The sequence below is a fragment of the Klebsiella sp. RHBSTW-00484 genome, assembly GCF_013705725.1.
In the GTDB taxonomy this organism is placed as follows: Bacteria; Pseudomonadota; Gammaproteobacteria; order Enterobacterales; family Enterobacteriaceae; genus Klebsiella.
Genome location: NZ_CP055486.1, coordinates 13,599 through 37,039, shown reverse-complemented (window position 1 = coordinate 37,039; position 23,441 = coordinate 13,599). Strand labels below are relative to the sequence as shown.

Genomic DNA, 23,441 nt, shown 5'->3' with positions numbered 1-23,441 from the left:
GTTTCGTCTAGTTTTATAGAAAACACTGAAAAATATCAGAATTTTTCAAGGTATTAAAAATGGCTAGAGACAAAAGAGAATATGGCCTTACAGGTTCTGACAGAAAGTATATTATTCAAGTAAAATTTGGATCAAATCATATTCCTGCAATTGAAGCACTCCTTTCAAATGTGGTTGAACCAAGAGAAAATGTTTTGGGGGCAATATTATTTTTAGCTCGCCCTGGCAATTTTGAAGACATAGAAAACTTTATTGAATTGGCTAATAATAATGTAAGCACATTATTGAATGCAGCTCAGGTTAAAGATGAAAGAACATAATTATTAAATTAATGCATAGTTTTTTTACTTTCTTAAAATGCAAGCACATAACAAGGCGTTCCAGCACGCACACTTCGTGTGCTGGACAGTTTGTAAGTCGCAGTTTTGTGGTTTTGCTGCGCAAAATTTTTTCACAAAACCGCAACTTACAAACTGCCGCTGAACTTGGCGTTATGCAACTACATTATGATTATGAAATTTTTTCTTAGAGTGATCTTTATTTTTGTATTTATTTATCTAGGCTGGTTGTTCAATGATATTCGAAATGAATTTTCTAATATTAAAAAAGTAAACAATCACAGCTTTAGTGAGATACTACCGTTTATTGATCGTCGTATAAGCAAAGAAAAACTACAATCATGTAGTGAACTTAAAGGGAATACCGTTGGTGATGTTCTAGCTTCAATCATAGATATTAACAATCTATTCAAAACCAACAGAATGTCATTTTATTGTATGGATAATTCATGTTATATAACTGTTTCTTCATGCAATAAATACAAGCAATCAGAATGTGGTAGTAGAATCCTTCATTTTAATTACATTGGTAAAAGCATTGATAACTCCTCTTTTGAGTGCATCGATACACCTTAGATATAACGAATGTCAACATATAGATTAATATACATATTAACGACTCCTATAATTGCCACAATAACTTTAGTTATTGGATATGAATATGGGCATCATTTAGCTGCTCTTCACGGTAGAACTTATAGAGGAGGTATCGGTTTTGGTTTTTCCTTGTGGGTTTCTTATGCTATATTTTTTATAGCATTTGTTTTTCAATCAATATACATAACAAAGAAAAATTGTAATCCTTTAGCAGTAACTACAATTCTATTTTGCATATTTTATGTGTATAGTTTTCATTTTTTAGGTGGTTATTTTTCAAGCAGATGGTCGCACCCATACAGAACTATGTATTTTCATTTATGTGCAACCACTATATTTTTCACACCTGTCATGTTAATTAAATTAACATCTAGCATGCATCGTTGCATAACAAAAAATTAATGTAGGACCACTTCGTGGCCCCATAATTCGAAGTTATGCAGCACAAATAGACTGCTTGTGCGTCTTTAAAAGGATTTTGCTATGTTGTTGTTTACTCGAATGGGATGGCTTGTTCCAGTTTTATGGTTATCTGCTGTTTGCGTGGCATCTCAAGTTCCAGCCGGTTGGTTTCTTGAAAACATCCCACAGTTATCAGGAGTAGCGGCTATCTTTATTTTGGCTGCAATTCTCTCTACCCCGTTAGTGCTTATTGCAGGTTTGATTTTAAACAAAAACAAAGTGCAACGCACCATAGTAAGATATGGAAAGAAGAAAATAGTAAACTGGGGCACTCACACTTTCTATTTCCTGCCAATTGAATATTGGGCTTGGCTTATTCCTGTGTTCACCATTTTATCCTGGGCCATTTGTTCATTCGTATGAACTCCCCCCATTAAATTGCCAACGCATATTACTCCGTATCAGCATGTAGCAAAACAAAAGTGAATAAACTGAAAAACGCATAACCAATAGTTTAAGTCGCTCGCTTCGCTCACTGGGACGCGCATAAAGCCGCGCGCCCCATAACTAAAATGTTATGCAAGCCAGAAAGTCAATGATTAGACAAGGAGTAACATCATGAAATCCAAGCTAGAAATATATGCACTTGCTATTTGCTTTACATCTGTAATATGCCTAGTTATTTCTTTTGGCATTGGCGGCTATGCAATTGTTACGATTGGCGCTCCAGAATTTACAATGAACTCATATGAATACAAAAAATTCACATCTAATGACGCTTATTGGGAAAACATTAACTCGTGTTACAAACATGAAAAGTGCAAAGATAGACCATCCGAAGATGTGCTAACAAAAGAAAGAAACGAATCAAAGGCCATTGCAATCAAAGAAGAAAAGCGAACTGGAATGCAGTTATTAATTCAATGTTTGATATTTATAACTGCTTCTGGTGTTGCATTATACATTCACTCAAAAATAGCAAAGCAAGCAAGGGCAGAATAAAGCATAACAAATAGTTTAAGTCGTTCGCTTCGCTCACTGGGACGCGCAAAAAACACGCGCGCCCCATAACTAAAATGTTAGGGTTCTCAAATTGCTACGGCGCTATGGCCTCTGGCTCTTCACCTGCTCCCGCTCCTTTGATGATCCAAGGATTTGGCGCGAGGACAAAAATTCAGACTCCTTGCCTACTCCATTCCAAAGAGCAATCGGTGTGCGTTACGTCGGGCGAAGATCATCCCGCTATCCCAACTCAAAGGGTGGCTATTGTGATAATCGGTTGTCTGGCCCGCCCAAGAGCATTCCGTTATTGCTCAAAGGTTTCTTCTCTCCGGGGCCTGTCTCACCGCCCAAGCTCGCACTTGTTCCAGGTCATCGTGCAATCCTGCGGCGCTCAAAAGGCTATGCAATTCTTTGGGCACCTCACATTCGTTTTATTTCGGTCGGTGGTTTCGCACACTTTGTCGGGAGCGTTTTGGTCAATGAAACAACCAAGCCCTAACACTGAGGTCAAGTTCGCTCCACTTCGTTCCGCTGGGACGCGCCGCAAGCGGCGCGCCCCTTACCTTGAACGTTAGCCGTCTATGACAAATCTCCTTCGCTCGATCTTTTCGTTTCTGAACCGCGATCTATCTGGCCAATCATGGGAAGAAACCCGGTCTCACCCATTCTTTGGGGAGCTCATTTACTTTGGTTTCAAAGATCCAGCGAAATCCTATTGGGAAGGTGAGTTGTCCCTTCCAGGAGAGAGCACCAAATTTAGCGTCACAATGCAGGGCACAGCCGAAGGCCCAACAGCAGAAGAAGAAGCGTTCTGCCGTCACGTTCTTGGCAACCCAGACGCTCTATTTGAGAAATGCCGCCAAGCGTTTGAGCCCGTTTTCAAAGAATGGACACACCAGTCAATTCCAAGTGGTGATTGGAAAACAAATTTCCAACTCGACGGACTCGAAATCCCAATGCGTGGAGACGAAAATTCGCCGTGGCAAGCTACCTATTTCGTCACCGCCCCCGGTCTATATTTCACTGCCAATTTTCAAAATAGCCATGTTTCTCAAGTGCTGGTCAACGGCTAACATCCCAGTCAAACCGCGCCCTGCGGGCGCTTGGACGTGCCGTAAGCGGCACGCCATTTACTTTGCACGTTATACGATATAAATGGTGCGCATGAATGCTTATTGAGCGAAATATCGCAGATGATTTCTTATATAAATATCAAGCGGTGATGATGTACCTGAATGGTGGTTTGCTTCCAAATGGCGCCTTGGGGTTTGCAGCCATTCGACCTGAAATTTATAACTGCCTTGATGAAATTAATGATGCAATGTCAGGTGTTGTTGGTGGTGATTTTGTGAACAACCTGAGACGTGCAGTTTATGGAAAATTCATATATCTTAAAAATTATCCTGATTACCACCATGATTCAGCCCTTCAGGACTACACTTAAAGGGTTCTGTTCTGGAGGGTTAAATCATGGCCAGAAACAAGGTTCAATTTCAAAAAAGCATGAGCATTCATACCTTTATTCAGCGTTATGGCGATGAAGCGCAGTGTCAGCAGCGACTTTTTGACATCCGCTGGCCACAAGGATTCCAGTGCCCAAACTGCGGACACACCCATGCTTGCAAACTCAAATCGCGACCCGTCTACCAATGTAATCAATGCCACCAACAAACCTCGCTAACAGCCGGAACTCTCTTTGCCTATTCCAAATTGCCTCTTTCCATCTGGTTTCTGGCCATCTATCTGATGACTCAAGAGAAAAATGGTGTTTCCGCTCTCGAGCTATCCCGTGAGCTTGGAATTTCCTACAACGCCACCTGGCGGCTTAAGCACAAGCTCATGCAGGCCATGAAAGAGCGGGATGATGAGGCTCCTCTCTCCGGTATCATCCAGCTTGATGATGCCTATTGGGGCGGTGTCCACACTGGAAAGGTTGGCCGTGGCGCAGCTGGCAAGCGCCCTTTTGTTGCTGCCGTTTCACTCAATCATGAAGGGCACCCGATCCATATGCGATTCAGTGCCGTTGAGGGATTCAAGAAAAAAGAACTCACGCAATGGGCTATTAAACACCTGCGGCCATCTTCCTTGGTGGTATCCGATGGTTTGGCCTGCTTCCGTGGCGTTGAAGAAGCCAAGAATGCTCATTTAGCTATCGTGACAGGCGGTGGTCCTGCCAGCGTAAAACTGCCGTATTTCAAGTGGGTCAACACGATGATAGGCAACGTGAAAAACGCCATGCATGGAACGTATCACGCAATCAATCAGAAGCATCTGCCGCGGTATTTAGCGGAGTTCTGCTTTAAGTTCAATCACCGATTCAATCTGGAGTTGATGATAATGGAACTGGTCAGGATCGGCTGTCGAACGGCTCCAATGCCACAACGCCTGTTGAAGCTGGCTGAGTCTCGATGGTAATCAGGAAAATTATAAAGATGGTTATGCTTTTATGCATATAGAGACAGGTGCTTTCTATATGGCATTTGCATTAACAACGCGCATCGAAGAACTATCCAAAGAGTTTGCCGTGGTTAATACCGCACTAATCCCATTTAACGGAATTCTTGTGTGTGATGGTCTGCTGGCAAGATGCAACGTCACATTAGGTAAAAACTACATCAAAGAAATCCGTGATGCTTATTGGAAAGCAAAGCGGAGCGGCTCGCTAATTAGATTTGTATAACAAATAGTTTAAGTCGTTCGCTTCGCTCACTGGGACGCGCATAAAGCCGCGCGCCCCATAACTAAAATGTTATGTCTTGCAACTTGCAGCGCCAAGGTTACGACAAAAATGGTTAAGTTAAATTTTATTGTTTACTTCGTAGGTGTTGTAGCATTCGCGATAGTTTATGAGCCAGTAAAACAATCCTTAGGTGGCGGGTTATTGTTTTTTATTTTAGCCATCGCATACCTGATCTCCCTAAGAGCTCTTGGATGCCTATTAATAAATAAACTTAATCAACCGGAAGGCATGAACAAGAAATGAAATATGTGATTGTTATTATTTCATGCTCCATTTGGTTGTTAATTTTTAAACTCTCAGGGTGTGAACTACTTGACTCGCCGTTTGGTTTTGTTTCTGGGTGCAAGAATCATGGAGTGAATTGGAACTCATTTTTAGCACCAAGTGGTTTAATTCTTTTGATTATTATGCCAATGGCTCTTATCCATTTGTTGATGACAGTAATTGGTGTGTTAATTAGTTATATCAAATTCATCATCAAAAAACAGAAAACATAATCGGGTAGCCGGGGGTTTCTAGCCCCCAGCCCCCACAACACCCTGCGTGCGGGTCCGCACAGGGCGTTTCACTTAGAATGGTGAAGCCGTATCCAACCATCGCGCAGCGCAAACAATCCTTGGGATTTCAGATAGGCGTTCGATAACGCCTGCTGGATCCCCGGGGTTTTCGAGCTACGCCATGGGCCTTTACTGGTGATGCCACACGCCACCGCCGTCCGAACGTGGACGCCCCTGTCGTTTTCAGAAGGCGACTGCACGAAATATCAGGAGTCGGCTGCACTGCCAGAACTGGCCGCCTGCAAGGCAGCGTAGAGAGCGGTTTTTCCTACCTTGAGGCGTGCGGCGGCCTCGCGGACATTCAAGCCGTTGGCGACAAGCTCCCGCGCTCGTTGCAACTTGTCGGCAGTGACAACCGGCTTGCGTCCGCCTTTGCGCCCGCGTGCGGCGGCAGCGGTCAACCCGGCCTTGGTGCGCTCGCGGATCAGGTCGCGCTCGAACTGGCCCAGCGCACCGAACACATGGAAGATGAGCCGTCCGCCCGGCGTGGTGGTGTCGATGTTTTCAGTCAACGAGCGGAAGCCGACGCCCCGTGCTTCCAGCTTGCCGACCGTCTCAATCAGGTGCGGCAGGGAGCGGCCAAGCCGATCCAGCCGCCAGACGACCAGCACATCGCCATCGCGCAGATAAGCCAGCGCATCGGCCAAGCCGGGCCGGTCTGCCTTGGCCCCGGATGCCGTGTCCTCGAAAACCCGTTCGCAGCCTGCATTGCGCAGCGCATCCGTCTGCAAGGCGGTGTCCTGTTCCGCCGTCGATACCCGCGCATAGCCGATGAGTGCCATTTCCGCCCATTTGTCCGTTATACCGTCCGCCTATCTTATTGTCCGTCATCCCGTTGCGCAAGATGTTTTCGGACAGGCGTCCGGTTTGGCCGCCTAATGATCGTTTGACGGACATTGACGGTAAGGCATTTTTGCATTACTATGTGAAGCATCAACCTTGATTGCGAGGGCAAACCACCATGACCACATTGACCGTTACCGCACGGGGACAAGTGACGTTTCGGAAGGACGTACTGCAACACCTCGGCATCAGGCCAGGCGACAAGATCGAGCTGGACTTGTTGCCAGACGGTCGGGGCGTGCTCAAGGCGGCACGGCCCGCAGGGACGATAGCCAGCTTTGTCGGCCTGCTCGCGGGCAAGACGCAGAAGGTTGCCACCATCGAAGAAATCAACGAGGCGGCGGCGCAAGGCTGGGCAGGTAAGCAATGAAGGTCGCAGTCGATACCAACGTCCTTGTGCGTGCGGTTGTGCGTGACGATCCCGCACAAGCGGACGTTGCCGCCGCAGTCTTGACCGACGCCGAGTTGATCGCGGTCGCGCTGCCGTGCCTATGCGAATTTGTTTGGGTGCTGCTGCGTGTCTACGGCTTCCAGCAAGCCGACGCGGCCAGCGCGATCCGGGCACTACTGGCCGCCGCGAATGTGGAAGTGAACCGGCCTGCCGTGGAGGCTGGCTTGCTGGTGCTCGACGCGGGCGGAGACTTTGCCGATGGCGTCATTGCCTACGAAGGCAACTGGCTTGGCGGGGAAACCTTCGTTTCCTTCGATAAGAAGGCGGTGGCACTTCTCACGGCGCAAGGGCAATCAACGCGCCTTTTGTGACGGACATGAGCATGAACGAATTCCGCCGACTGGCCGCGAAGATCGACCAACACATGCAGCAGCTTGCCGCCCAGGGTGTCAGCGAGGCCCATGCCATCATCAATCGCATGATGGGGTACGGGCCTGACCTGCACAGGATTTGGGTCGGCACATCCGATCAGCAGCTCATGGCGCTGTCCCGCGAGTTCCCAGGGTTCTACCGCTACGCCCGCATCATGGAAGAGGCATCCGAAGCCGAGCGCCGCAAGGCTTCGCGGCCCTATGACGGCATGGCCGAGTTCTCCGAACAGCACAAGCAAATGGGCGCGCAACTGCTGACCACGGCGGCCACGCTTGAGCGTGGCTACCAGGCGTTTCGTGCGAGCGGCAGTCTCCAAGACTTCCGGCCTCAGCTCGACGAGCTGGGCCGCCTGCATCGGCAATGGCTGTCCGACCTGGAAGCCTTCAAAGACTCGCTGCGCACGCAGGGCGCAGAACCCAAGGTGCTGGAATACGTGAACGAGGCTTTCGGCCGCCTGGCCGAGCGCATCAAGCAGCTTGCCGGTTGATCGCCGGAATTTTCGGCGGTTCCGGCTTTGTCGCGCCGTGCACAAGAGTTCTGAGCAATTCCGATCTCTCGCGGCGCTTCGTGCATAGAACTTCTGACCGTTCCCGGTCAGAAGTTCTATGCACACACGGCGGCCAGCCCAGTGAACTGGTGCAGTCGCCTTCTGAAAACGACAGCGGCAGCCTGTCGCGTAACTTAGGACTTGTGCGACATGTCGTTTTCAGAAGACGGCTGCACTGAACGTCAGAAGCCGACTGCACTATAGCAGCGGAGGGGTTGGATCCATCAGGCAACGACGGGCTGCTGCCGGCCATCAGCGGACGCAGGGAGGACTTTCCGCAACCGGCCGTTCGATGCGGCACCGATGGCCTTCGCGCAGGGGTAGTGAATCCGCCAGGATTGACTTGCGCTGCCCTACCTCTCACTAGTGAGGGGCGGCAGCGCATCAAGCGGTGAGCGCACTCCGGCACCGCCAACTTTCAGCACATGCGTGTAAATCATCGTCGTAGAGACGTCGGAATGGCCGAGCAGATCCTGCACGGTTCGAATGTCGTAACCGCTGCGGAGCAAGGCCGTCGCGAACGAGTGGCGGAGGGTGTGCGGTGTGGCGGGCTTCGTGATGCCTGCTTGTTCTACGGCACGTTTGAAGGCGCGCTGAAAGGTCTGGTCATACATGTGATGGCGACGCACGACACCGCTCCGTGGATCGGTCGAATGCGTGTGCTGCGCAAAAACCCAGAACCACGGCCAGGAATGCCCGGCGCGCGGATACTTCCGCTCAAGGGCGTCGGGAAGCGCAACGCCGCTGCGGCCCTCGGCCTGGTCCTTCAGCCACCATGCCCGTGCACGCGACAGCTGCTCGCGCAGGCTGGGTGCCAAGCTCTCGGGTAACATCAAGGCCCGATCCTTGGAGCCCTTGCCCTCCCGCACGATGATCGTGCCGTGATCGAAATCCAGATCCTTGACCCGCAGTTGCAAACCCTCACTGATCCGCATGCCCGTTCCATACAGAAGCTGGGCGAACAAACGATGCTCGCCTTCCAGAAAACCGAGGATGCGAACCACTTCATCCGGGGTCAGCACCACCGGCAAGCGCCGCGACGGCCGAGGTCTTCCGATCTCCTGAAGCCAGGGCAGATCCGTGCACAGCACCTTGCCGTAGAAGAACAGCAAGGCCGCCAATGCCTGACGATGCGTGGAGACCGAAACCTTGCGCTCGTTCGCCAGCCAGGACAGAAATGCCTCGACTTCGCTGCTGCCCAAGGTTGCCGGGTGACGCACACCGTGGAAACGGATGAAGGCACGAACCCAGTGGACATAAGCCTGTTCGGTTCGTAAGCTGTAATGCAAGTAGCGTATGCGCTCACGCAACTGGTCCAGAACCTTGACCGAACGCAGCGGTGGTAACGGCGCAGTGGCGGTTTTCATGGCTTGTTATGACTGTTTTTTTGTACAGTCTATGCCTCGGGCATCCAAGCAGCAAGCGCGTTACGCCGTGGGTCGATGTTTGATGTTATGGAGCAGCAACGATGTTACGCAGCAGGGCAGTCGCCCTAAAACAAAGTTAACCTCTGAGGAAGAATTGTGAAACTATCACTAATGGTAGCTATATCGAAGAATGGAGTTATCGGGAATGGCCCTGATATTCCATGGAGTGCCAAAGGTGAACAGCTCCTGTTTAAAGCTATTACCTATAACCAATGGCTGTTGGTTGGACGCAAGACTTTTGAATCAATGGGAGCATTACCCAACCGAAAGTATGCGGTCGTAACACGTTCAAGTTTTACATCTGACAATGAGAACGTAGTGATCTTTCCATCAATTAAAGATGCTTTAACCAACCTAAAGAAAATAACGGATCATGTCATTGTTTCAGGTGGTGGGGAGATATACAAAAGCCTGATCGATCAAGTAGATACACTACATATATCTACAATAGACATCGAGCCGGAAGGTGATGTTTACTTTCCTGAAATCCCCAGCAATTTTAGGCCAGTTTTTACCCAAGACTTCGCCTCTAACCTAAATTATAGTTACCAAATCTGGCAAAAGGGTTAACAAGTGGCAGCAACGGATTCGCAAACCTGTCACGCCTTTTGTACCAAAAGCCGCGCCAGGTTTGCGATCCGCTGTGCCAGGCGTTAAACATCATGAGGGAAGCGGTGATCGCCGAAGTATCGACTCAACTATCAGAGGTAGTTGGCGTCATCGAGCGCCATCTCGAACCGACGTTGCTGGCCGTACATTTGTACGGCTCCGCAGTGGATGGCGGCCTGAAGCCACACAGTGATATTGATTTGCTGGTTACGGTGACCGTAAGGCTTGATGAAACAACGCGGCGAGCTTTGATCAACGACCTTTTGGAAACTTCGGCTTCCCCTGGAGAGAGCGAGATTCTCCGCGCTGTAGAAGTCACCATTGTTGTGCACGACGACATCATTCCGTGGCGTTATCCAGCTAAGCGCGAACTGCAATTTGGAGAATGGCAGCGCAATGACATTCTTGCAGGTATCTTCGAGCCAGCCACGATCGACATTGATCTGGCTATCTTGCTGACAAAAGCAAGAGAACATAGCGTTGCCTTGGTAGGTCCAGCGGCGGAGGAACTCTTTGATCCGGTTCCTGAACAGGATCTATTTGAGGCGCTAAATGAAACCTTAACGCTATGGAACTCGCCGCCCGACTGGGCTGGCGATGAGCGAAATGTAGTGCTTACGTTGTCCCGCATTTGGTACAGCGCAGTAACCGGCAGAATCGCGCCGAAGGATGTCGCTGCCGACTGGGCAACGGAGCGCCTGCCGGCCCAGTATCAGCCCGTCATACTTGAAGCTAGACAGGCTTATCTTGGACAAGAAGAAGATCGCTTGGCCTCGCGCGCAGATCAGTTGGAAGAATTTGTTCACTACGTGAAAGGCGAGATCACCAAGGTAGTCGGCAAATAATGTCTAACAATTCGTTCAAGCCGACGCCGCTTCGCGGCGCGGCTTAACTCAAGCGTTAGATGCACTAAGCACATAATTGCTCACAGCCAAACTATCAGGTCAAGTCTGCTTTTATTATTTTTAAGCGTGCATAATAAGCCCTACACAAATTGGGAGATATATCATGAAAGGCTGGCTTTTTCTTGTTATCGCAATAGTTGGCGAAGTAATCGCAACATCCGCATTAAAATCTAGCGAGGGCTTTACTAAGCTTGCCCCTTCCGCCGTTGTCATAATCGGTTATGGCATCGCATTTTATTTTCTTTCTCTGGTTCTGAAATCCATCCCTGTCGGTGTTGCTTATGCAGTCTGGTCGGGACTCGGCGTCGTCATAATTACAGCCATTGCCTGGTTGCTTCATGGGCAAAAGCTTGATGCGTGGGGCTTTGTAGGTATGGGGCTCATAATTGCTGCCTTTTTGCTCGCCCGATCCCCATCGTGGAAGTCGCTGCGGAGGCCGACGCCATGGTGACGGTGTTCGGCATTCTGAATCTCACCGAGGACTCCTTCTTCGATGAGAGCCGGCGGCTAGACCCCGCCGGCGCTGTCACCGCGGCGATCGAAATGCTGCGAGTCGGATCAGACGTCGTGGATGTCGGACCGGCCGCCAGCCATCCGGACGCGAGGCCTGTATCGCCGGCCGATGAGATCAGACGTATTGCGCCGCTCTTAGACGCCCTGTCCGATCAGATGCACCGTGTTTCAATCGACAGCTTCCAACCGGAAACCCAGCGCTATGCGCTCAAGCGCGGCGTGGGCTACCTGAACGATATCCAAGGATTTCCTGACCCTGCGCTCTATCCCGATATTGCTGAGGCGGACTGCAGGCTGGTGGTTATGCACTCAGCGCAGCGGGATGGCATCGCCACCCGCACCGGTCACCTTCGACCCGAAGACGCGCTCGACGAGATTGTGCGGTTCTTCGAGGCGCGGGTTTCCGCCTTGCGACGGAGCGGGGTCGCTGCCGACCGGCTCATCCTCGATCCGGGGATGGGATTTTTCTTGAGCCCCGCACCGGAAACATCGCTGCACGTGCTGTCGAACCTTCAAAAGCTGAAGTCGGCGTTGGGGCTTCCGCTATTGGTCTCGGTGTCGCGGAAATCCTTCTTGGGCGCCACCGTTGGCCTTCCTGTAAAGGATCTGGGTCCAGCGAGCCTTGCGGCGGAACTTCACGCGATCGGCAATGGCGCTGACTACGTCCGCACCCACGCGCCTGGAGATCTGCGAAGCGCAATCACCTTCTCGGAAACCCTCGCGAAATTTCGCAGTCGCGACGCCAGAGACCGAGGGTTAGATCATGCCTAGCATTCACCTTCCGGCCGCCCGCTAGCGGACCCTGGTCAGGTTCCGCGAAGGTGGGCGCAGACATGCTGGGCTCGTCAGGATCAAACTGCACTATGAGGCGGCGGTTCATACCGCGCCAGGGGAGCGAATGGACAGCGAGGAGCCTCCGAACGTTCGGGTCGCCTGCTCGGGTGATATCGACGAGGTTGTGCGGCTGATGCACGACGCTGCGGCGTGGATGTCCGCCAAGGGAACGCCCGCCTGGGACGTCGCGCGGATCGACCGGACATTCGCGGAGACCTTCGTCCTGAGATCCGAGCTCCTAGTCGCGAGTTGCAGCGACGGCATCGTCGGCTGTTGCACCTTGTCGGCCGAGGATCCCGAGTTCTGGCCCGACGCCCTCAAGGGGGAGGCCGCATATCTGCACAAGCTCGCGGTGCGACGGACACATGCGGGCCGGGGTGTCAGCTCCGCGCTGATCGAGGCTTGCCGCCATGCCGCGCGAACGCAGGGGTGCGCCAAGCTGCGGCTCGACTGCCACCCGAACCTGCGTGGCCTATACGAGCGGCTCGGATTCACCCACGTCGACACTTTCAATCCCGGCTGGGATCCAACCTTCATCGCAGAACGCCTAGAACTCGAAATCTAACGTCCGTTCGGGCATCGAGGTCCATGTCGGGGTGGGACGGGCCCGTGGCTTCAAGATCACTTGCAGTCCGACCGCGATGTCTTGGTTGCGCGAGAGGTTGTCGATATGCTGAGTGTGCGATGGTTGATCGCTTCCTCGCCGCTCTCCACGGCGACGATGGCCGCCGCCATCAGCAAGTGCGCCAGTTCCCCTATGGTGCCCTCGCTGCGTGTGAGCAGGTAGCGAGCCATGTCCAGCGTGGCAATTGGGGAAGGCCGGCGCAGCGGGAGCGAAGCGGCGAAGCTGGCCAGCAGTGAGCAGCAATCGTCGTTGGCCTCCCATACCGGCAGCATCATCGGCTCGAAGCGATTTTCCAACTGGTCATCGGAGCGGATGGCTAGGTAGGCGTCGCGCGTGCCTACCCCAACCAACGGGATGCGCAGTTCGTTGCCGAGGAAGCGCAGCAGGTTGAGGAATTCCCGGCGGTTGACGCTGTTGCCGGCCAGCACGTTGTGCAGCTCGTCGATCACCAGCATGCGCACGCCGACCTTGCGCAGCAGTGCCAGAGCCAGTTGCTCCATTTCCGGCAACCGTGGGCGTGGGCGCAGCGGCGCGCCCATCGCGGCGAGCAGCGCGACGTAGAAGCGGATCACGGACGGCTCGGACGGCATCTGCACGACCAACACCGGGATGTGCTCCTGGTCGGCGTCGGAGCTGGCCGGGTGGGTGCGGCGGAACTTCTCGACGATCATCGACTTGCCATTGTTGGTCGGGCCAACCAGCAGCAGGTTGGGCATGCGTTGCTTGTTTGGCCACGCATAAAGGGCTTCCAGCCGGTTCAGCGCCTCGACTGCGCGCGGATAGCCGATCCAGCGGTCGGCGCGAAGGCGCTGGATGCGCTCGTCCGCCGGAAGACGGGCCAAGCCCTGGGCCGCCGGCAGCAGGTGGGACAGGTCGATGATGGGATATTCGTCCACGGCTACCACTCCTCAATCTGGTCGAACGGTTTGGCGGGTGGCAAGTTGTCTGCCTGCGGGTCGGCAATATCCGTATCCGGCGGAACGGGCTTGTCCGGCCGAGCTGATGTCTTGAGGTGCTGGCGGCGATCCGCGTCACGCCGCGCCTTGCGTGTGGCCTTCTGCGCGCTGGTCACAATCTCACGCATCTGGCCGATCATGCGGAACAGCGCCGACTCATCCACCTGTTCGCGCCCTTGCTGCCGCAGTTTCGCCAGCGCCTGCCGTTGTTCCCAGAGGGTGACAGCCGGATGCGACAAGGTACGGTAGGGAATTTCCAGGTAATGCTGTCCCTCCGGTTCCAGGACCCAGATACGGCTGATGTCGCGCGGATCGCGCCGGATCAGAAAGGACGGCCAGCGTTCACGCCGCGCAATCCACGGCTTGAGCGCATCGGCGTAGTAGTGGATGTGGTCGATGACAAAGCCGGTGCGGGTCAGCGTGCGCCGGAGGATCGGCAGAAAATCGACCAGGAACGAAGTAGCGCGTGTGACGACGGCCGGTACGCCGACACGCGCCACGGCCTCGGCCCAGCGCGCGGCCGGCGGTTGGAGCAGGCCGTTGTGCACCGAACCGTGGTAGGTGCCGACCGCCAATGTGAGCCAGCGCTCTAGCTCGCGCAGCGTCAGGGCGGCCTTGTTTTCGGAATCGTAGTCGCCGCGCTGGTCAGGGTTGGAGAAGGTCGTTCCCGGCAGTTCGTCGTGAATCATCTGCATCGCCGTGCCGATGATCCGTTCCACGATGCCGCCATAGTGCGGCTGTCCCAGCGGGCGATAGTCCAGCCGGATGCCATGCTGCTCGCAACCCCGGCGCAGGGCCTCGCTCTTGAACTCGGCCGCGTTGTCTAGGTAGAGCAGCAAGGGCTTGCCGCTCATCTGCCAATCCATTTCCACGTTCAGTCCTTCCAGCCAAGGGCGCTTGTCGCAGGCGACATGCACGAGGCACAGGCCAACCGAAACGGCAGACGGCGCTTCCAGCGTGACGACCATGCCGAGCACGCAGCGGGTGAACACGTCGATGGCGAGGGTCAGGTACGGGCGGCCAATAGGTTGCCGGTCGCGGTCATCGACCACGATCAGGTCGATGACCGTATGGTCTATCTGCACCTGCTCCAGCGGCGCGGTCACGGCAGGAGGCTCGCCGCCCACACCTTGTAGGTCACGAGCGGCATCCTGGCCTTCCCGCCGGCGGATGACCTTGCGCGGGTCAAGGCTAGCGATCCGTAAGGCCACGGTATTGCGCGCCGGCACTCGCAGTTTTTGAGCCTTGCACACCTGAGTGACTTCGCGGTGAAAGGCCGCTAGGCTGCGCTTCTGCTTGGTCAGGAACCGCTTTTGCAGTAGCTCGTGGATGACGCGCTCGACCGGTTCCGGCAAGCGCCCCTTACCTTTACCTCCACCGGACTGGCCGGGCACCAGATCCGTCACGAGGCCGCTGCCTTGCCGGGCACGCCGGATCAGAACGTATACCTGGCGCCGAGACAAGCCCAGCGCCTGAGCCGCCATATCGGCCGCTTCGTGCCCGACCGTCTCCGACTGCGCCAACGGACTGATGATCTCCGCACGACGGCGCGCACGCTCCCAAGCCTCATCAGGCAGAGTGGCCACGCCTTGTTCTGGAATCCGTGGGGTGTCCGTCGCCATGCTCACCTCGCTTTGGTGCACACGAGTATTGAGCATAGTCGAGATTGGTGCAGATCACTTCTGATATTGAACTGTCAGGAGCTGGCTGCACAACAGCCATTACGCCCAATCAACTGGTGCAGTCGTCTTCTGAAAATGACAAAAGCGAAACCCTGCAGACCTGTCCAGAAAACCACCGTTTGCTGAACACTTGCCGGGTTACGATGAAACACCAACAAATGCCGCTCACTGCCTGCCCTGCCACGCCTTCACGGCCTCGGCCTGCGCCTGTGCCGCATATCCTTCATCGAGACTGCCGAAGGTGTCCGCCGCTACCTCGTCCATTAGGGTCTGCAAGGCCGTGTCGGCACTATCCGCTTGCGCAACAAGTTGGGCCTGTCGGCGGGCTTCCATCGCTGCCTCGGCGGCTTGCAAGTCCTCTCGGTCTTGCAGTTCCTCCACGATGTTTTCGCGCCAAGTCGCATCACTGCCCGCCTCGTTGCATAGCTCGCTGAGACGCTGCGCGGCATCCTCTGAACGAGCAAAAAGCCGCGCACATCGCAGGATGCGGGCGGCTTCTTCCGGGTTGCCTCTGGCTTGGTCGAACAAGAGCATTTCGCCCACGGCCGCGAGGGCTTCAAGCTCAAGCTGCTTGTCGTCGCCGCTCATTTCGCGTGCGCCTTGTGCGCCTCAACGTAGGAGCGCAAAACAGCATTCATGCGCGACTGATAACGCTTGCCGGTGTGCTTGAAGAACTCCAACACTTCGGCATCAATGCGCAGCGTGATTTGCTTCTTGGTGTGGGGCAATTGCTCCGCTGCCTTCATCCAGACAGCATCAGGCAGATAGGGTGCATCGCTATAGTCGATCTGCTCATCCGGCATCGAGGCCACGGCATCCAGTCGCGCCTTCTGCTCGGCGCTCAACTGTGGCGGCTTCTTGAGGTCAAGAGTTCGCTTCACGATATTGCTTTCTTTCGTCGGCATTTGCTTTCCTCGCAGAGATAAGGCGGATGGTTTCCTCGTGTCGGACGGTGTAGACCACATACAGGACAGCCGAGTAGGCAAGCCCAATCGTTGCCCAACGATCTTCCCCGTAGTCCTCGCGTCCGTCGTAGGCTTCAACCCGCCCGGAGTCGTAAAAAACAAGCTCGGCATCCTCGAAGGAAACGCCGTGCTTTTTCAGGTTTCGTGCCGCTTTATCGGCGTCCCATTCAAGTTCCATTGTGTTCTTATTGTAGCGTCTTTTTGTAGTTACATCAAGTCTTATCGACTCATGCCGGGTGAGTTGTCGCGCTCGATCTTCTGCGCCTTGGCCTGCTCCTGCTGGCGTACAGGCTCGCGCCCTTCCAGCTTCTCCCACTGCTGGCGGTACTTCCCAAGCTCGGCGGCTTGCCGGTCGCCTGCGGCGCTGTAGGCATAGCGGGCGGTGCGCTGCGCGTAGTCGTTCCAGTCGCGCCCCTCGTCCTTCTGCCGGGTGGCCGGGGCGCACTGGCGGATAGCGCCCTCGATGGCGGCTTGATCGTGGCCGGTAACGCGCATCCGCACGGCAATCATGGAATCCACGCGGGACAAGTCCACCTCGCCGCCACGCTGCCGCTTGATCACGTCGCGGTAATGCCGCTGGTAAGCGTCGATCGCGCTGCCGCTGGCCGCTGCAAGCTCCAAGGCGGGCTTGGCTTTGCTGCGTTCTGGCTGCTGCGCCTTCAAGGCGGCCTGACGCTGATACTCGGCGTCGATCTGGCTGGACAGGGCCAGCGCCTTGACGCACTCGCGGCGCTCGGCCTTGAGCAAGCGCACTTCGGGATAGCTGCCGTCCTCGCGCTGGTGCTTGGGCTTGCGATTCTCGTAGCCGGGTGCGCGGTGCGGGTGGATGGCTCCCGATAGCTTCGGGTCGCCGTATTCACGGTTCAGGGCATCGCTCAGCCGGTTGCCCACGTCCTTGTCGTGGGCCGTCCCCAGCTTCGGCACGGTGATGATGGCCTGATAGTTGCCGGGGCTTGATTCCAGCACAACGGCGGGCCGGTAGCCGTCACGGATAAGCCGCTCCAGCTTTTCCCGGTTCATGTCGTCGATGAGGATGTGATGCTTCTTGTCCGATAGTGGCGTGTAGTAGAGGTTTTCGCCCCGGCGCTGTAGGCGCAGCATCTCCGGCGTGCGCTGCTCGATCTCCTGCGGCGTGAAGCCCCGCGTGATGCCGTCCTTCTTGTCGAGGATGAAGGTTTGCTTCCTTCCGTCTGCCTGCATCTTGATGGACGTTACCCGGTAGCGCTCCGCGCCTACCGCTTCCGCGTACAGCTCAAACTGCTTTAGCTGCTCCGATTTCATCGCCTGCGCCCTCTCCTGCTGTATCCGCTGCCGCTCCTGCTGGATGCGCTCCTGAAGCTCAGGATTCGTGATCTTGAAACCGTGCTCTGCTGCTAACTTCGCGCACATGGCCTTGTATTCGTCGTTCCCGGTTACGGTGAAGCTGTCCCACTTCTGCGCCGATAGCTGCAAGGCGGCAAGCGTGCTGTCCCGGTTGCGCCAGTCGTGAATATCGATGCTTTTTCCCTTGTCCACGAAAGACACACCCCCGCCCGCCCCCGCTTCTTCCTTCCGGCTGTAATGCACCTGCTGGCCCACGATTTCAGGCTGATAGGCGCGGATGTCTCGCGGCGTCGGCGGCTCGCCGCTCGCGCCCTCGATGCGCTGCGGCTCGCTGGCGCGGTGCCGCCACTGCTCGGCAAGCTCCGGGCTTTTCTGCATCCGCTGCCACTGCTCCAGGTCGGGATAGGGCCGGAACTGCTGCCGGTGCTGCTCGCGCTGCTTCTGGTGCTTCTCTTTCAAGGCTGCTTTCTCTGCGGCCTGCTCGGCGGCAATCACGCTGCGCATGGCGTTGAGCACTTCGCCCTTACCCTTCCAGTTGCCGCGCATGAGTTCATCGCGGCGGGCTTTCTGCTGCTCGGCAATCTGCTTGCGCTCCTGCTCCTGCCGCTTGTCCAGTGCCAGCTTGGCCGCGTTCTTTTCCGCGTAGTGCGCCTTGCGCCCGGTGATGTAATCCTTCCATCCCGGCACGTCTGGCTTGATCGGCTCTGGCTCGCGCTGTGCTACCTGCTGACGCTGCGGCGGCGGCTGGTAAGCTCCGAGTCGCTTTTGTAACTTGGATAGGCTCGCGTCCCGGTCTGCGCTGCTGGCCTTCACGCCAACATCACCGACAAAGAGCGTCGCCCCGCTGCCTGTTTTCTCGTAGCGCATCCCCTTGGCTGCTAACTCGCGGTGCAACTGCTCCCACGTCTGCGCCTTTTTGATGATCGGTGCGCCGTCTTCAATGGCGATGCGTTCGGCGGATTTCTCCCCGGTGCGGTTTTCCATGTCGCGCTTCGGCTGGGCTGGCTGGCGCGGCTTGTCCTTGTCGATGTGCTCCCGGCCTAACTCACCATTCTCCAACACCTGATAACGCCCGTTCTGCTCACGCTGCCAGCCTTGTGCGTTCTCGATTCGTGCTATCGCCTTGTGCGCTGCCTCAATGTCGAAGCCGTTATTGATCTTCACCACCTTGAGCGTTTCAGGATGCACGCGGTTGATGGCAAGGTGCAGGTGCAAGTTGTCCGTGTCGGCGTGCAAACCATAGATGGCTTGATGGTCTTTAACACCTAGCTCATCCATGAAAATGCTTACCGCTTCTTCGACCTGCTCCGGGCTGGGCTGCTCGCCTTCTCGCCAACTCAGGACATAGTGATTGATCGTGTCCTTGCTTCGCACTGCCTCTTGTGACAAGGCAATCATTTCTGCCGTCTGGCTCTGTGGTTCATCGGTGATGAATCCACGCGCCCCGGCATGGATGCACTTCTCCTGCGAGTTCTCACGCTCCGGCTCGCGGATGTAGTCGGTTAGGCGAGAAACGCGAACCGCCTTGCTTGCTGCCTTCTGCGGGTTCTTAACCTTCTTGACGATCACGGCTCAGTTTCCCGATGTAGGCTTTCAGGGCCACAAGTGCCCCGGCTGTGTCCTTGTTGTAAATGCCTCCGCTTTCGTTGTGGATGTGCTTGAGCAATCCACCGATGCGCCGCAGCTCCTTGAGCATCACGGCGTCAGCGTTGGCAATGATCGGCCTGCCGAAGTAGCGGCGGCGGACAAGCTCGGACATGCTCAACCCGGCAAGGTCGGCATCCTCTTTCAAGCGGGCCTTCTCCGCTGCGGTCAGCCGTACATTGATAACGGCGTCCAGCGGTTCCGGCCCCTGTGTTTCAAATGGCATCGTGTCTCCTTCTCGCCGGGGCGGGGGGGCGGGGTGTGTCTTGGACAGTAAGAAGCGAGAGCGCCGCACTGTCCGGGGTCAAGGGGATACCCCTTGCAGGATAAGCCAGACCGTGAGAAGCGAAGCGCCGAATGGGCAGGCGTCCGTTGGAACCACGTGGCGAAGCCATGTGTGTTACAACGGTCATCCTGTATTGCTCATCCGCTTTACTATCGTATCAGCAGTTTAGGTGCACGGGACGCACTTTGCAACAAGCACAAATGGCGCTATGCTGTCAACTCCGCAACAAGTAAGCAAAGGAGTTAGCACGATGAAGCATACGACAGAACAGCTAGAGGCTATCGCTGCAAAGCTGCGAGAGATGCCGCCAGTCGAGAAAAAGAAGCAAGAGCACAGCAAGCAAGATGCCGTGCGCATACTCTCGAAGGAAATCGCCTTGTTGCAAAAGCGTGGATACACGCTTGACCAGATTTCCGAGACGCTGCGCGGTGAAGGTCTGAGCATCGCAACTCCAACACTCAAGAGCTACCTGCAGAGAGCAAAGCCAGCGAAAAAAGCTCCGGTGCAAGCACCGGGAGACACACCCCGCCCCCGCCCCGCCGTCAAGAAGCCTGCGGATACATCAAAGGCGACATTCACCCCGAAACCTGACAGCGACGACATTTAAGGAGTAAGCAACATGGCGAAAAGCATTTACCTGATCGGTGGCAGCAAGGGCGGCGTTGGCAAGTCGCTTGTCACGATGGCAACGGTTGATTACCTGCAAGAGCGCGGCGAAAGCGTCTTGCTGATTGAGTCTGACACCTCTAACCCGGACGTATGGAAAGCCTATAAAGAAAGCACGGAAACGGAGCTTATCAATCTGGATGAGGCGGACGGATGGATTCAGCTAGTGAACTTGTGCGATAGCAAGCCGGATAGCGTCGTGGTAATCAACACGGCAGCACGGAATAACAAGGGCGTGAGCGCCTACGGTGAAACACTGAATAGCACGCTTGAAGAACTCAAGCGGAAGCTGCTCACGCTGTGGGTGATTAACCGCCAACGGGATAGCCTCGAACTGCTCAAGGAATACATGGACGCAATTCCGAATGCGGATGTTCATGTGGTACGCAATGGACACTTCGGGGAAGAAAATAAGTTCGAGCTTTACAACGGCTCCAAGCTGCGCACGGCGGTAGAGGAACGCGGCGGGAAATCGGTGACATTCCCGGACATGGCCGACCGTGTGAGCGATGACATTTACAGCAAGCGCATGAGCATTGCGGTAGCACTCAAGGAATTGCCCATTGGCAACCGTGCGGAGCTTACGCGGTGGCGCAACGAGGCCAAAAAGGTATTGGAGGCCGTAGTCCATGAGTGACCTAGACGACAGCTTTGCAAAGCTGCTCGGCAGGCAACCTAGTGACGCGGAGCGGCAAAGTCTTTACCGGGTTCGGGATGCACTCGGCCTGAAAAACAATGATGCGCTGTGGCTGGTGCTCATGGCCTTGCAACACTACCAAGGCCAGTATGAGAAGTTCCCGCAAGCGATAGCACAAGCAGCCAAAGATACCTTGGTCAATTTCAAGGTAACGGCGGATGCAACCGTGAAAGCATCAGCGGAAGCAGCCAAGGCGGATTTGGCGCAAGCGGTAGCAGCAGCAGCGCAAGAGGTCGCGCACAACACATCAGCAAAGCAGATGTGGCAGTGGGCGGCGGGCTGCATCGCCGTGGCCTTCCTGTGCTTCGGCCTGTTCGGCTGGCACATGCACAGTGAGGGAAGCACATCCGGTTACAGCCTTGGCTACGGAACCGGATACAACGAGGCCAAAGACGAGAAAGCGGCGGCGGCATGGGCCAACACGCCGGAAGGGCGGACGGCCTACCGCTTCGCCCAGTCTGGCGAACTGCAACGGCTTGCCCGGTGCAGTGGCAAGGGCTGGAAGGTCGAGAAAGGCACTTGCTACCCCCACCCGGTTCCGAATGAAGGCGTTTACGGATGGAGGTTGCCATGAGAATCAAGATCAAAGGAGAAATCACGGCAGAACGCCTAGCGGAAGCACTGCACGCAGCAGCAGAAAAATACGAAGCTGTGAGGCCGGGGCACAAGGTCTATGGGGCCAATCTCTACCTAACCGCCTTCGATGCTGATGGTCTGCCGTTCGATCTGGCAGACCATCGCGGCGAACCGCTTTCGATCACCATCGAGGCCAAATCGGGCGAACTGGTGAAACCGGCCCTCACAGCAGAAGGAGAAGCACGCCGACAGAAAGCCAAAGAGGAAGCACGAAGGCAAGCTGAAGAAGCGGAAGCTGAAGCACAGCGCAGACACAGGCAAACCTTAGACGAATACGAACAGGAGCGGCAAAAACGACGGAAAAAGGAAGCCGAAGCAAGAAAGCAATTTGAGGACGCGAACGCAATCACTGCCGAACTCTTGAAAACCATGCCGGAACGCTTCATCGACGAACTGAACAAAACCGTGCAAGGCGTTTGGGACGACCTCAAGCCAACCGAAACGCAAGGCAAGAAGAAGGGCCAGCCGAAAGCGCTACCAGTCTTTTCCATCCATGCGGACGGGCTGGTGCTTTCCGTCGAGACATGGAAGAACCCGCGCCGGGTTCTCAATCCGCTTTGCACACTCCAGCACGGCGAAATAGCCCCATTCTGGATGCACGAAGCGTGGTTAGAAGCCATGAGGCGGATAGTCGATCTGCTGGATACGCTCACCGCAGCCCCGGCAGAGGCCCTAGAAAGCCAGTAGAGGCGTTTTCGCCTGCAAGGAAGGGGGTAGCGGCGGGGCGGGGGCGGGGGTGTGTCTGCAAGGGCTTTAGCCCGCGCAGGGCGAAGCCCGAAGGCAAGGCTTCAGACGACGCCTAAAGCGGCGGCTGAAAGCCGCGCATGGTAGAAGTTCTTTAGAACTTCTTAGACCGGAATTTTGGAAAAACGCGAAAACTCAGTACTGACAAGGGTTTGCGGGCGTTTTTGTGGCTTGTCAGGTTACCACCTGCGCCGGGGGTGGTTACCACCTGCGCCGGGGGTGGTTACCACCTGCGCCGGGGGTGGTTACCACCTGCGCCGGGGGCTTGAATTAAATTAGATAAATCTCTTATTGATAGACAAACACTGTCAAGGCTCAATTGAAATGTCCGTTATCCAGCTCAATTAAAATGACCACTTTGATCTCTCATTCTCTTTACTGATAGACTTTCCTCCGACTGAAACAACAGGATGATTGAGCCCATGCTTCGATACGAGTTAACGCCGAACAATGCAGGTTTTATACTGTGGGGAGATTCAGAAGCCCTGAATGAATTACATGAACTCATTCATTACATCGTGGATGAAAGCCCACTGATTAAAGTTAAAGACGGATTTATGTTATCCCTTGCCTATGATATTCGTAAAGCACGGGAAGGTAATCGTCGTGTTGAGCAACATCAGTATGATCAACATGATACATATAAGCTTTATGGTGTTGAGCTTTTATGGCCTCTGGTCCTGGTACAGTCCTCAATACTCAGAAACTCAATGGGTTATATTCAGACAGACAAAAACCAGCTGTCTGTCATGTATGCCTTTGAATACCTGATAGAATCAGCATTAACAGAGTCTGAGAGAACAACGTCGAATGATATTATGCTAACAGTAAAATATGCATCAGACTCTGATTTTAATTTCATTGAGGATAATATTGACAGCAGGTGCTGCTATTTTATCAGCCTATCTCCGGAGCAAAGAAAAAAGCAGTTAATCAGTATTGTTCGTTCTTTTCATTCATTATGGGGTAAGTATGCCCGTGAAAAGCAGGACATAAAGATGCTGAACGAAATGAATAATACATCATGGGTCTGGCCGGACAATATCAACTGGTGAGCAACCACTGTCCGGCCAGTGAGTA

General features: G+C 54.5%; 30 protein-coding genes and 1 pseudogene. 21 read left to right on the top strand and 10 right to left on the bottom strand.

Translation table 11 applies throughout. The annotated features are described in order from the left end of the window. The first annotated feature begins 59 nt into the window (after positions 1-59). The 8 genes from HV213_RS32810 to HV213_RS32775 all read left to right on the top strand — a co-directional run bounded on the left by HV213_RS32810 (position 60) and on the right by HV213_RS32775 (position 5,576). Positions 60-320: a hypothetical protein gene (locus HV213_RS32810; RefSeq protein WP_181486563.1), complete on the top strand. Its 261-nt coding sequence runs from the start codon at positions 60-62 to the stop codon at positions 318-320. Between the two features lie 1,098 nt (positions 321-1,418). Then, positions 1,419-1,760, top strand: a complete 342-nt coding sequence (locus HV213_RS32805; protein ID WP_181486562.1) for a hypothetical protein — start codon at positions 1,419-1,421, stop codon at positions 1,758-1,760. A gap of 195 nt (positions 1,761-1,955) precedes the next feature. Beyond that, on the top strand, positions 1,956-2,339 hold the full coding sequence (locus tag HV213_RS32800; RefSeq protein WP_181486561.1) for a hypothetical protein: 384 nt from the start codon (positions 1,956-1,958) through the stop codon (positions 2,337-2,339). A 581-nt stretch (positions 2,340-2,920) separates the two neighbouring features. Further along, positions 2,921-3,412, top strand: coding sequence for a hypothetical protein (locus HV213_RS32795; protein WP_181486560.1), 492 nt, complete (start codon positions 2,921-2,923; stop codon positions 3,410-3,412). Between the two features lie 95 nt (positions 3,413-3,507). Next, positions 3,508-3,783 (top strand): hypothetical protein, encoded by a 276-nt coding sequence (locus HV213_RS32790; protein WP_181486559.1) that lies wholly within the window; start codon positions 3,508-3,510, stop codon positions 3,781-3,783. Positions 3,784-3,809: 26 nt separating this feature from the next. Further along, positions 3,810-4,754: an IS1595 family transposase gene (locus HV213_RS32785; protein WP_181486558.1), complete on the top strand. Its 945-nt coding sequence runs from the start codon at positions 3,810-3,812 to the stop codon at positions 4,752-4,754. 58 nt (positions 4,755-4,812) lie between these two features. Further along, positions 4,813-5,019, top strand: a complete 207-nt coding sequence (locus HV213_RS32780; protein WP_181486557.1) for a hypothetical protein — start codon at positions 4,813-4,815, stop codon at positions 5,017-5,019. Between the two features lie 299 nt (positions 5,020-5,318). Further along, a complete protein-coding gene (locus tag HV213_RS32775) occupies positions 5,319-5,576 on the top strand; it encodes a hypothetical protein (protein ID WP_181486556.1) in 258 nt (85 codons plus the stop codon). A 266-nt stretch (positions 5,577-5,842) separates the two neighbouring features. On the opposite strand, the gene HV213_RS32770 is transcribed toward HV213_RS32775, so the two are convergent. Beyond that, complete coding sequence (locus HV213_RS32770; RefSeq protein WP_001173919.1) at positions 5,843-6,418, bottom strand: recombinase family protein; 576 nt, start codon at positions 6,416-6,418, stop codon at positions 5,843-5,845. A 179-nt stretch (positions 6,419-6,597) separates the two neighbouring features. Between HV213_RS32770 and HV213_RS32765 the strand changes: the two genes are divergently transcribed. From HV213_RS32765 to HV213_RS33475, 3 genes are read left to right on the top strand one after another with little or no spacing between them, the layout of a single operon-like run. Then, positions 6,598-6,849 (top strand): AbrB/MazE/SpoVT family DNA-binding domain-containing protein, encoded by a 252-nt coding sequence (locus tag HV213_RS32765; protein ID WP_003108276.1) that lies wholly within the window; start codon positions 6,598-6,600, stop codon positions 6,847-6,849. Then, a complete protein-coding gene (locus HV213_RS32760; RefSeq protein ID WP_003159186.1) occupies positions 6,846-7,241 on the top strand; it encodes a type II toxin-antitoxin system VapC family toxin in 396 nt (131 codons plus the stop codon). The genes HV213_RS32765 and HV213_RS32760 overlap by 4 nt, the downstream gene beginning before the upstream one ends. 11 nt (positions 7,242-7,252) lie before the next feature. Continuing rightward, the gene (locus HV213_RS33475) at positions 7,253-7,789 is read left to right on the top strand and encodes a hypothetical protein (protein WP_003159187.1); all 537 of its coding nucleotides are present in this window, start codon (positions 7,253-7,255) and stop codon (positions 7,787-7,789) included. Positions 7,790-8,202: 413 nt separating this feature from the next. On the opposite strand, the gene intI1 is transcribed toward HV213_RS33475, so the two are convergent. After that, positions 8,203-9,216: a class 1 integron integrase IntI1 gene (intI1, locus tag HV213_RS32750; protein ID WP_000845048.1), complete on the bottom strand. Its 1,014-nt coding sequence runs from the start codon at positions 9,214-9,216 to the stop codon at positions 8,203-8,205. A gap of 156 nt (positions 9,217-9,372) precedes the next feature. Here intI1 and dfrA1 point away from each other — a divergent pair, with 156 nt between their 5' ends. The 5 genes from dfrA1 (at position 9,373) to HV213_RS32725 (ending at position 12,702) form a co-directional block, all read left to right on the top strand. Next, complete coding sequence (gene dfrA1 / locus HV213_RS32745) at positions 9,373-9,846, top strand: trimethoprim-resistant dihydrofolate reductase DfrA1 (RefSeq protein ID WP_181486555.1); 474 nt, start codon at positions 9,373-9,375, stop codon at positions 9,844-9,846. Positions 9,847-9,938: 92 nt separating this feature from the next. Beyond that, complete coding sequence (aadA1, locus tag HV213_RS32740) at positions 9,939-10,730, top strand: ANT(3'')-Ia family aminoglycoside nucleotidyltransferase AadA1 (RefSeq protein WP_032490338.1); 792 nt, start codon at positions 9,939-9,941, stop codon at positions 10,728-10,730. A gap of 163 nt (positions 10,731-10,893) precedes the next feature. Then, on the top strand, positions 10,894-11,241 hold the full coding sequence (locus tag HV213_RS32735) for a quaternary ammonium compound efflux SMR transporter QacE delta 1 (RefSeq protein ID WP_000679427.1): 348 nt from the start codon (positions 10,894-10,896) through the stop codon (positions 11,239-11,241). Continuing rightward, positions 11,235-12,074, top strand: coding sequence for a sulfonamide-resistant dihydropteroate synthase Sul1 (gene sul1 / locus HV213_RS32730; RefSeq protein WP_000259031.1), 840 nt, complete (start codon positions 11,235-11,237; stop codon positions 12,072-12,074). The genes HV213_RS32735 and sul1 overlap by 7 nt, the downstream gene beginning before the upstream one ends. Positions 12,075-12,201: 127 nt before the next feature. After that, on the top strand, positions 12,202-12,702 hold the full coding sequence (locus HV213_RS32725; RefSeq protein WP_000376623.1) for a GNAT family N-acetyltransferase: 501 nt from the start codon (positions 12,202-12,204) through the stop codon (positions 12,700-12,702). A 56-nt stretch (positions 12,703-12,758) separates the two neighbouring features. On the opposite strand, the gene HV213_RS32720 is transcribed toward HV213_RS32725, so the two are convergent. The 8 genes and pseudogenes from HV213_RS32720 to HV213_RS32685 form a co-directional block, all read right to left on the bottom strand. Further along, positions 12,759-13,658, bottom strand: a complete 900-nt coding sequence (locus HV213_RS32720; protein WP_011899345.1) for a TniB family NTP-binding protein — start codon at positions 13,656-13,658, stop codon at positions 12,759-12,761. Between the two features lie 2 nt (positions 13,659-13,660). Next, positions 13,661-15,340 carry a Mu transposase C-terminal domain-containing protein gene (locus HV213_RS32715; RefSeq protein WP_000179844.1) on the bottom strand — a complete coding sequence of 560 codons (1,680 nt, stop codon included), beginning with the start codon at positions 15,338-15,340 and terminating at the stop codon, positions 13,661-13,663. A gap of 74 nt (positions 15,341-15,414) precedes the next feature. After that, positions 15,415-15,480: pseudogene (locus tag HV213_RS32710) on the bottom strand (EAL domain-containing protein); the annotation flags it as partial. A gap of 85 nt (positions 15,481-15,565) precedes the next feature. Next, a complete protein-coding gene (locus HV213_RS32705; protein ID WP_015060223.1) occupies positions 15,566-15,988 on the bottom strand; it encodes an antitoxin MazE-like protein in 423 nt (140 codons plus the stop codon). Then, on the bottom strand, positions 15,985-16,305 hold the full coding sequence (locus HV213_RS32700) for a BrnA antitoxin family protein (RefSeq protein ID WP_045286807.1): 321 nt from the start codon (positions 16,303-16,305) through the stop codon (positions 15,985-15,987). The genes HV213_RS32705 and HV213_RS32700 overlap by 4 nt, the downstream gene beginning before the upstream one ends. Continuing rightward, positions 16,265-16,543, bottom strand: a complete 279-nt coding sequence (locus HV213_RS32695; RefSeq protein ID WP_015060221.1) for a BrnT family toxin — start codon at positions 16,541-16,543, stop codon at positions 16,265-16,267. Before HV213_RS32695 ends, HV213_RS32700 begins: the two co-directional genes overlap by 41 nt. Positions 16,544-16,584: 41 nt before the next feature. Next, entirely contained in the window at positions 16,585-19,257 is a 2,673-nt protein-coding gene (gene traI, locus HV213_RS32690; protein ID WP_181486576.1) for a TraI/MobA(P) family conjugative relaxase, read from the bottom strand. Beyond that, positions 19,238-19,558: a plasmid mobilization protein gene (locus HV213_RS32685; protein ID WP_021029055.1), complete on the bottom strand. Its 321-nt coding sequence runs from the start codon at positions 19,556-19,558 to the stop codon at positions 19,238-19,240. The genes traI and HV213_RS32685 overlap by 20 nt, the downstream gene beginning before the upstream one ends. Positions 19,559-19,868: 310 nt before the next feature. Between HV213_RS32685 and HV213_RS32680 the strand changes: the two genes are divergently transcribed. The 5 genes from HV213_RS32680 to HV213_RS32660 all read left to right on the top strand — a co-directional run bounded on the left by HV213_RS32680 (position 19,869) and on the right by HV213_RS32660 (position 23,416). Beyond that, the gene (locus HV213_RS32680; RefSeq protein WP_021029054.1) at positions 19,869-20,225 is read left to right on the top strand and encodes a hypothetical protein; all 357 of its coding nucleotides are present in this window, start codon (positions 19,869-19,871) and stop codon (positions 20,223-20,225) included. Positions 20,226-20,237: 12 nt separating this feature from the next. Beyond that, complete coding sequence (locus HV213_RS32675; protein ID WP_181486575.1) at positions 20,238-20,921, top strand: nucleotide-binding protein; 684 nt, start codon at positions 20,238-20,240, stop codon at positions 20,919-20,921. After that, a complete protein-coding gene (locus HV213_RS32670) occupies positions 20,914-21,555 on the top strand; it encodes a DUF6753 family protein (protein WP_181486574.1) in 642 nt (213 codons plus the stop codon). The genes HV213_RS32675 and HV213_RS32670 overlap by 8 nt, the downstream gene beginning before the upstream one ends. Beyond that, entirely contained in the window at positions 21,552-22,304 is a 753-nt protein-coding gene (locus tag HV213_RS32665; RefSeq protein ID WP_181486573.1) for an OfxX fusion product, read from the top strand. The genes HV213_RS32670 and HV213_RS32665 overlap by 4 nt, the downstream gene beginning before the upstream one ends. A gap of 479 nt (positions 22,305-22,783) precedes the next feature. Further along, positions 22,784-23,416, top strand: a complete 633-nt coding sequence (locus HV213_RS32660; protein WP_001567369.1) for a DUF6904 family protein — start codon at positions 22,784-22,786, stop codon at positions 23,414-23,416. Positions 23,417-23,441 lie beyond the last annotated feature (25 nt).

Bases quoted from the DNA above. Each gene is read 5' to 3' on its own strand.
- HV213_RS32810 (WP_181486563.1), top strand. From the start codon at position 60: ATGGCTAGAGACAAAAGAGAATATGGCCTTACAGGTTCTGACAGAAAG.
- HV213_RS32805 (WP_181486562.1), top strand. From the start codon at position 1,419: ATGTTGTTGTTTACTCGAATGGGATGGCTTGTTCCAGTTTTATGGTTA.
- HV213_RS32800 (WP_181486561.1), top strand. From the start codon at position 1,956: ATGAAATCCAAGCTAGAAATATATGCACTTGCTATTTGCTTTACATCT.
- HV213_RS32795 (WP_181486560.1), top strand. From the start codon at position 2,921: ATGACAAATCTCCTTCGCTCGATCTTTTCGTTTCTGAACCGCGATCTA.
- HV213_RS32790 (WP_181486559.1), top strand. From the start codon at position 3,508: ATGCTTATTGAGCGAAATATCGCAGATGATTTCTTATATAAATATCAA.
- HV213_RS32785 (WP_181486558.1), top strand. From the start codon at position 3,810: ATGGCCAGAAACAAGGTTCAATTTCAAAAAAGCATGAGCATTCATACC.
- HV213_RS32780 (WP_181486557.1), top strand. From the start codon at position 4,813: ATGGCATTTGCATTAACAACGCGCATCGAAGAACTATCCAAAGAGTTT.
- HV213_RS32775 (WP_181486556.1), top strand. From the start codon at position 5,319: ATGAAATATGTGATTGTTATTATTTCATGCTCCATTTGGTTGTTAATT.
- HV213_RS32770 (WP_001173919.1), bottom strand. From the start codon at position 6,418: ATGGCACTCATCGGCTATGCGCGGGTATCGACGGCGGAACAGGACACC.
- HV213_RS32765 (WP_003108276.1), top strand. From the start codon at position 6,598: ATGACCACATTGACCGTTACCGCACGGGGACAAGTGACGTTTCGGAAG.
- HV213_RS32760 (WP_003159186.1), top strand. From the start codon at position 6,846: ATGAAGGTCGCAGTCGATACCAACGTCCTTGTGCGTGCGGTTGTGCGT.
- HV213_RS33475 (WP_003159187.1), top strand. From the start codon at position 7,253: ATGAACGAATTCCGCCGACTGGCCGCGAAGATCGACCAACACATGCAG.
- intI1 (WP_000845048.1), bottom strand. From the start codon at position 9,216: ATGAAAACCGCCACTGCGCCGTTACCACCGCTGCGTTCGGTCAAGGTT.
- aadA1 (WP_032490338.1), top strand. From the start codon at position 9,939: ATGAGGGAAGCGGTGATCGCCGAAGTATCGACTCAACTATCAGAGGTA.
- HV213_RS32735 (WP_000679427.1), top strand. From the start codon at position 10,894: ATGAAAGGCTGGCTTTTTCTTGTTATCGCAATAGTTGGCGAAGTAATC.
- sul1 (WP_000259031.1), top strand. From the start codon at position 11,235: ATGGTGACGGTGTTCGGCATTCTGAATCTCACCGAGGACTCCTTCTTC.
- HV213_RS32725 (WP_000376623.1), top strand. From the start codon at position 12,202: ATGGACAGCGAGGAGCCTCCGAACGTTCGGGTCGCCTGCTCGGGTGAT.
- HV213_RS32715 (WP_000179844.1), bottom strand. From the start codon at position 15,340: ATGGCGACGGACACCCCACGGATTCCAGAACAAGGCGTGGCCACTCTG.
- HV213_RS32705 (WP_015060223.1), bottom strand. From the start codon at position 15,988: ATGAGCGGCGACGACAAGCAGCTTGAGCTTGAAGCCCTCGCGGCCGTG.
- HV213_RS32700 (WP_045286807.1), bottom strand. From the start codon at position 16,305: ATGCCGACGAAAGAAAGCAATATCGTGAAGCGAACTCTTGACCTCAAG.
- HV213_RS32695 (WP_015060221.1), bottom strand. From the start codon at position 16,543: ATGGAACTTGAATGGGACGCCGATAAAGCGGCACGAAACCTGAAAAAG.
- HV213_RS32685 (WP_021029055.1), bottom strand. From the start codon at position 19,558: ATGCCATTTGAAACACAGGGGCCGGAACCGCTGGACGCCGTTATCAAT.
- HV213_RS32680 (WP_021029054.1), top strand. From the start codon at position 19,869: ATGAAGCATACGACAGAACAGCTAGAGGCTATCGCTGCAAAGCTGCGA.
- HV213_RS32675 (WP_181486575.1), top strand. From the start codon at position 20,238: ATGGCGAAAAGCATTTACCTGATCGGTGGCAGCAAGGGCGGCGTTGGC.
- HV213_RS32670 (WP_181486574.1), top strand. From the start codon at position 20,914: ATGAGTGACCTAGACGACAGCTTTGCAAAGCTGCTCGGCAGGCAACCT.
- HV213_RS32665 (WP_181486573.1), top strand. From the start codon at position 21,552: ATGAGAATCAAGATCAAAGGAGAAATCACGGCAGAACGCCTAGCGGAA.
- HV213_RS32660 (WP_001567369.1), top strand. From the start codon at position 22,784: ATGCTTCGATACGAGTTAACGCCGAACAATGCAGGTTTTATACTGTGG.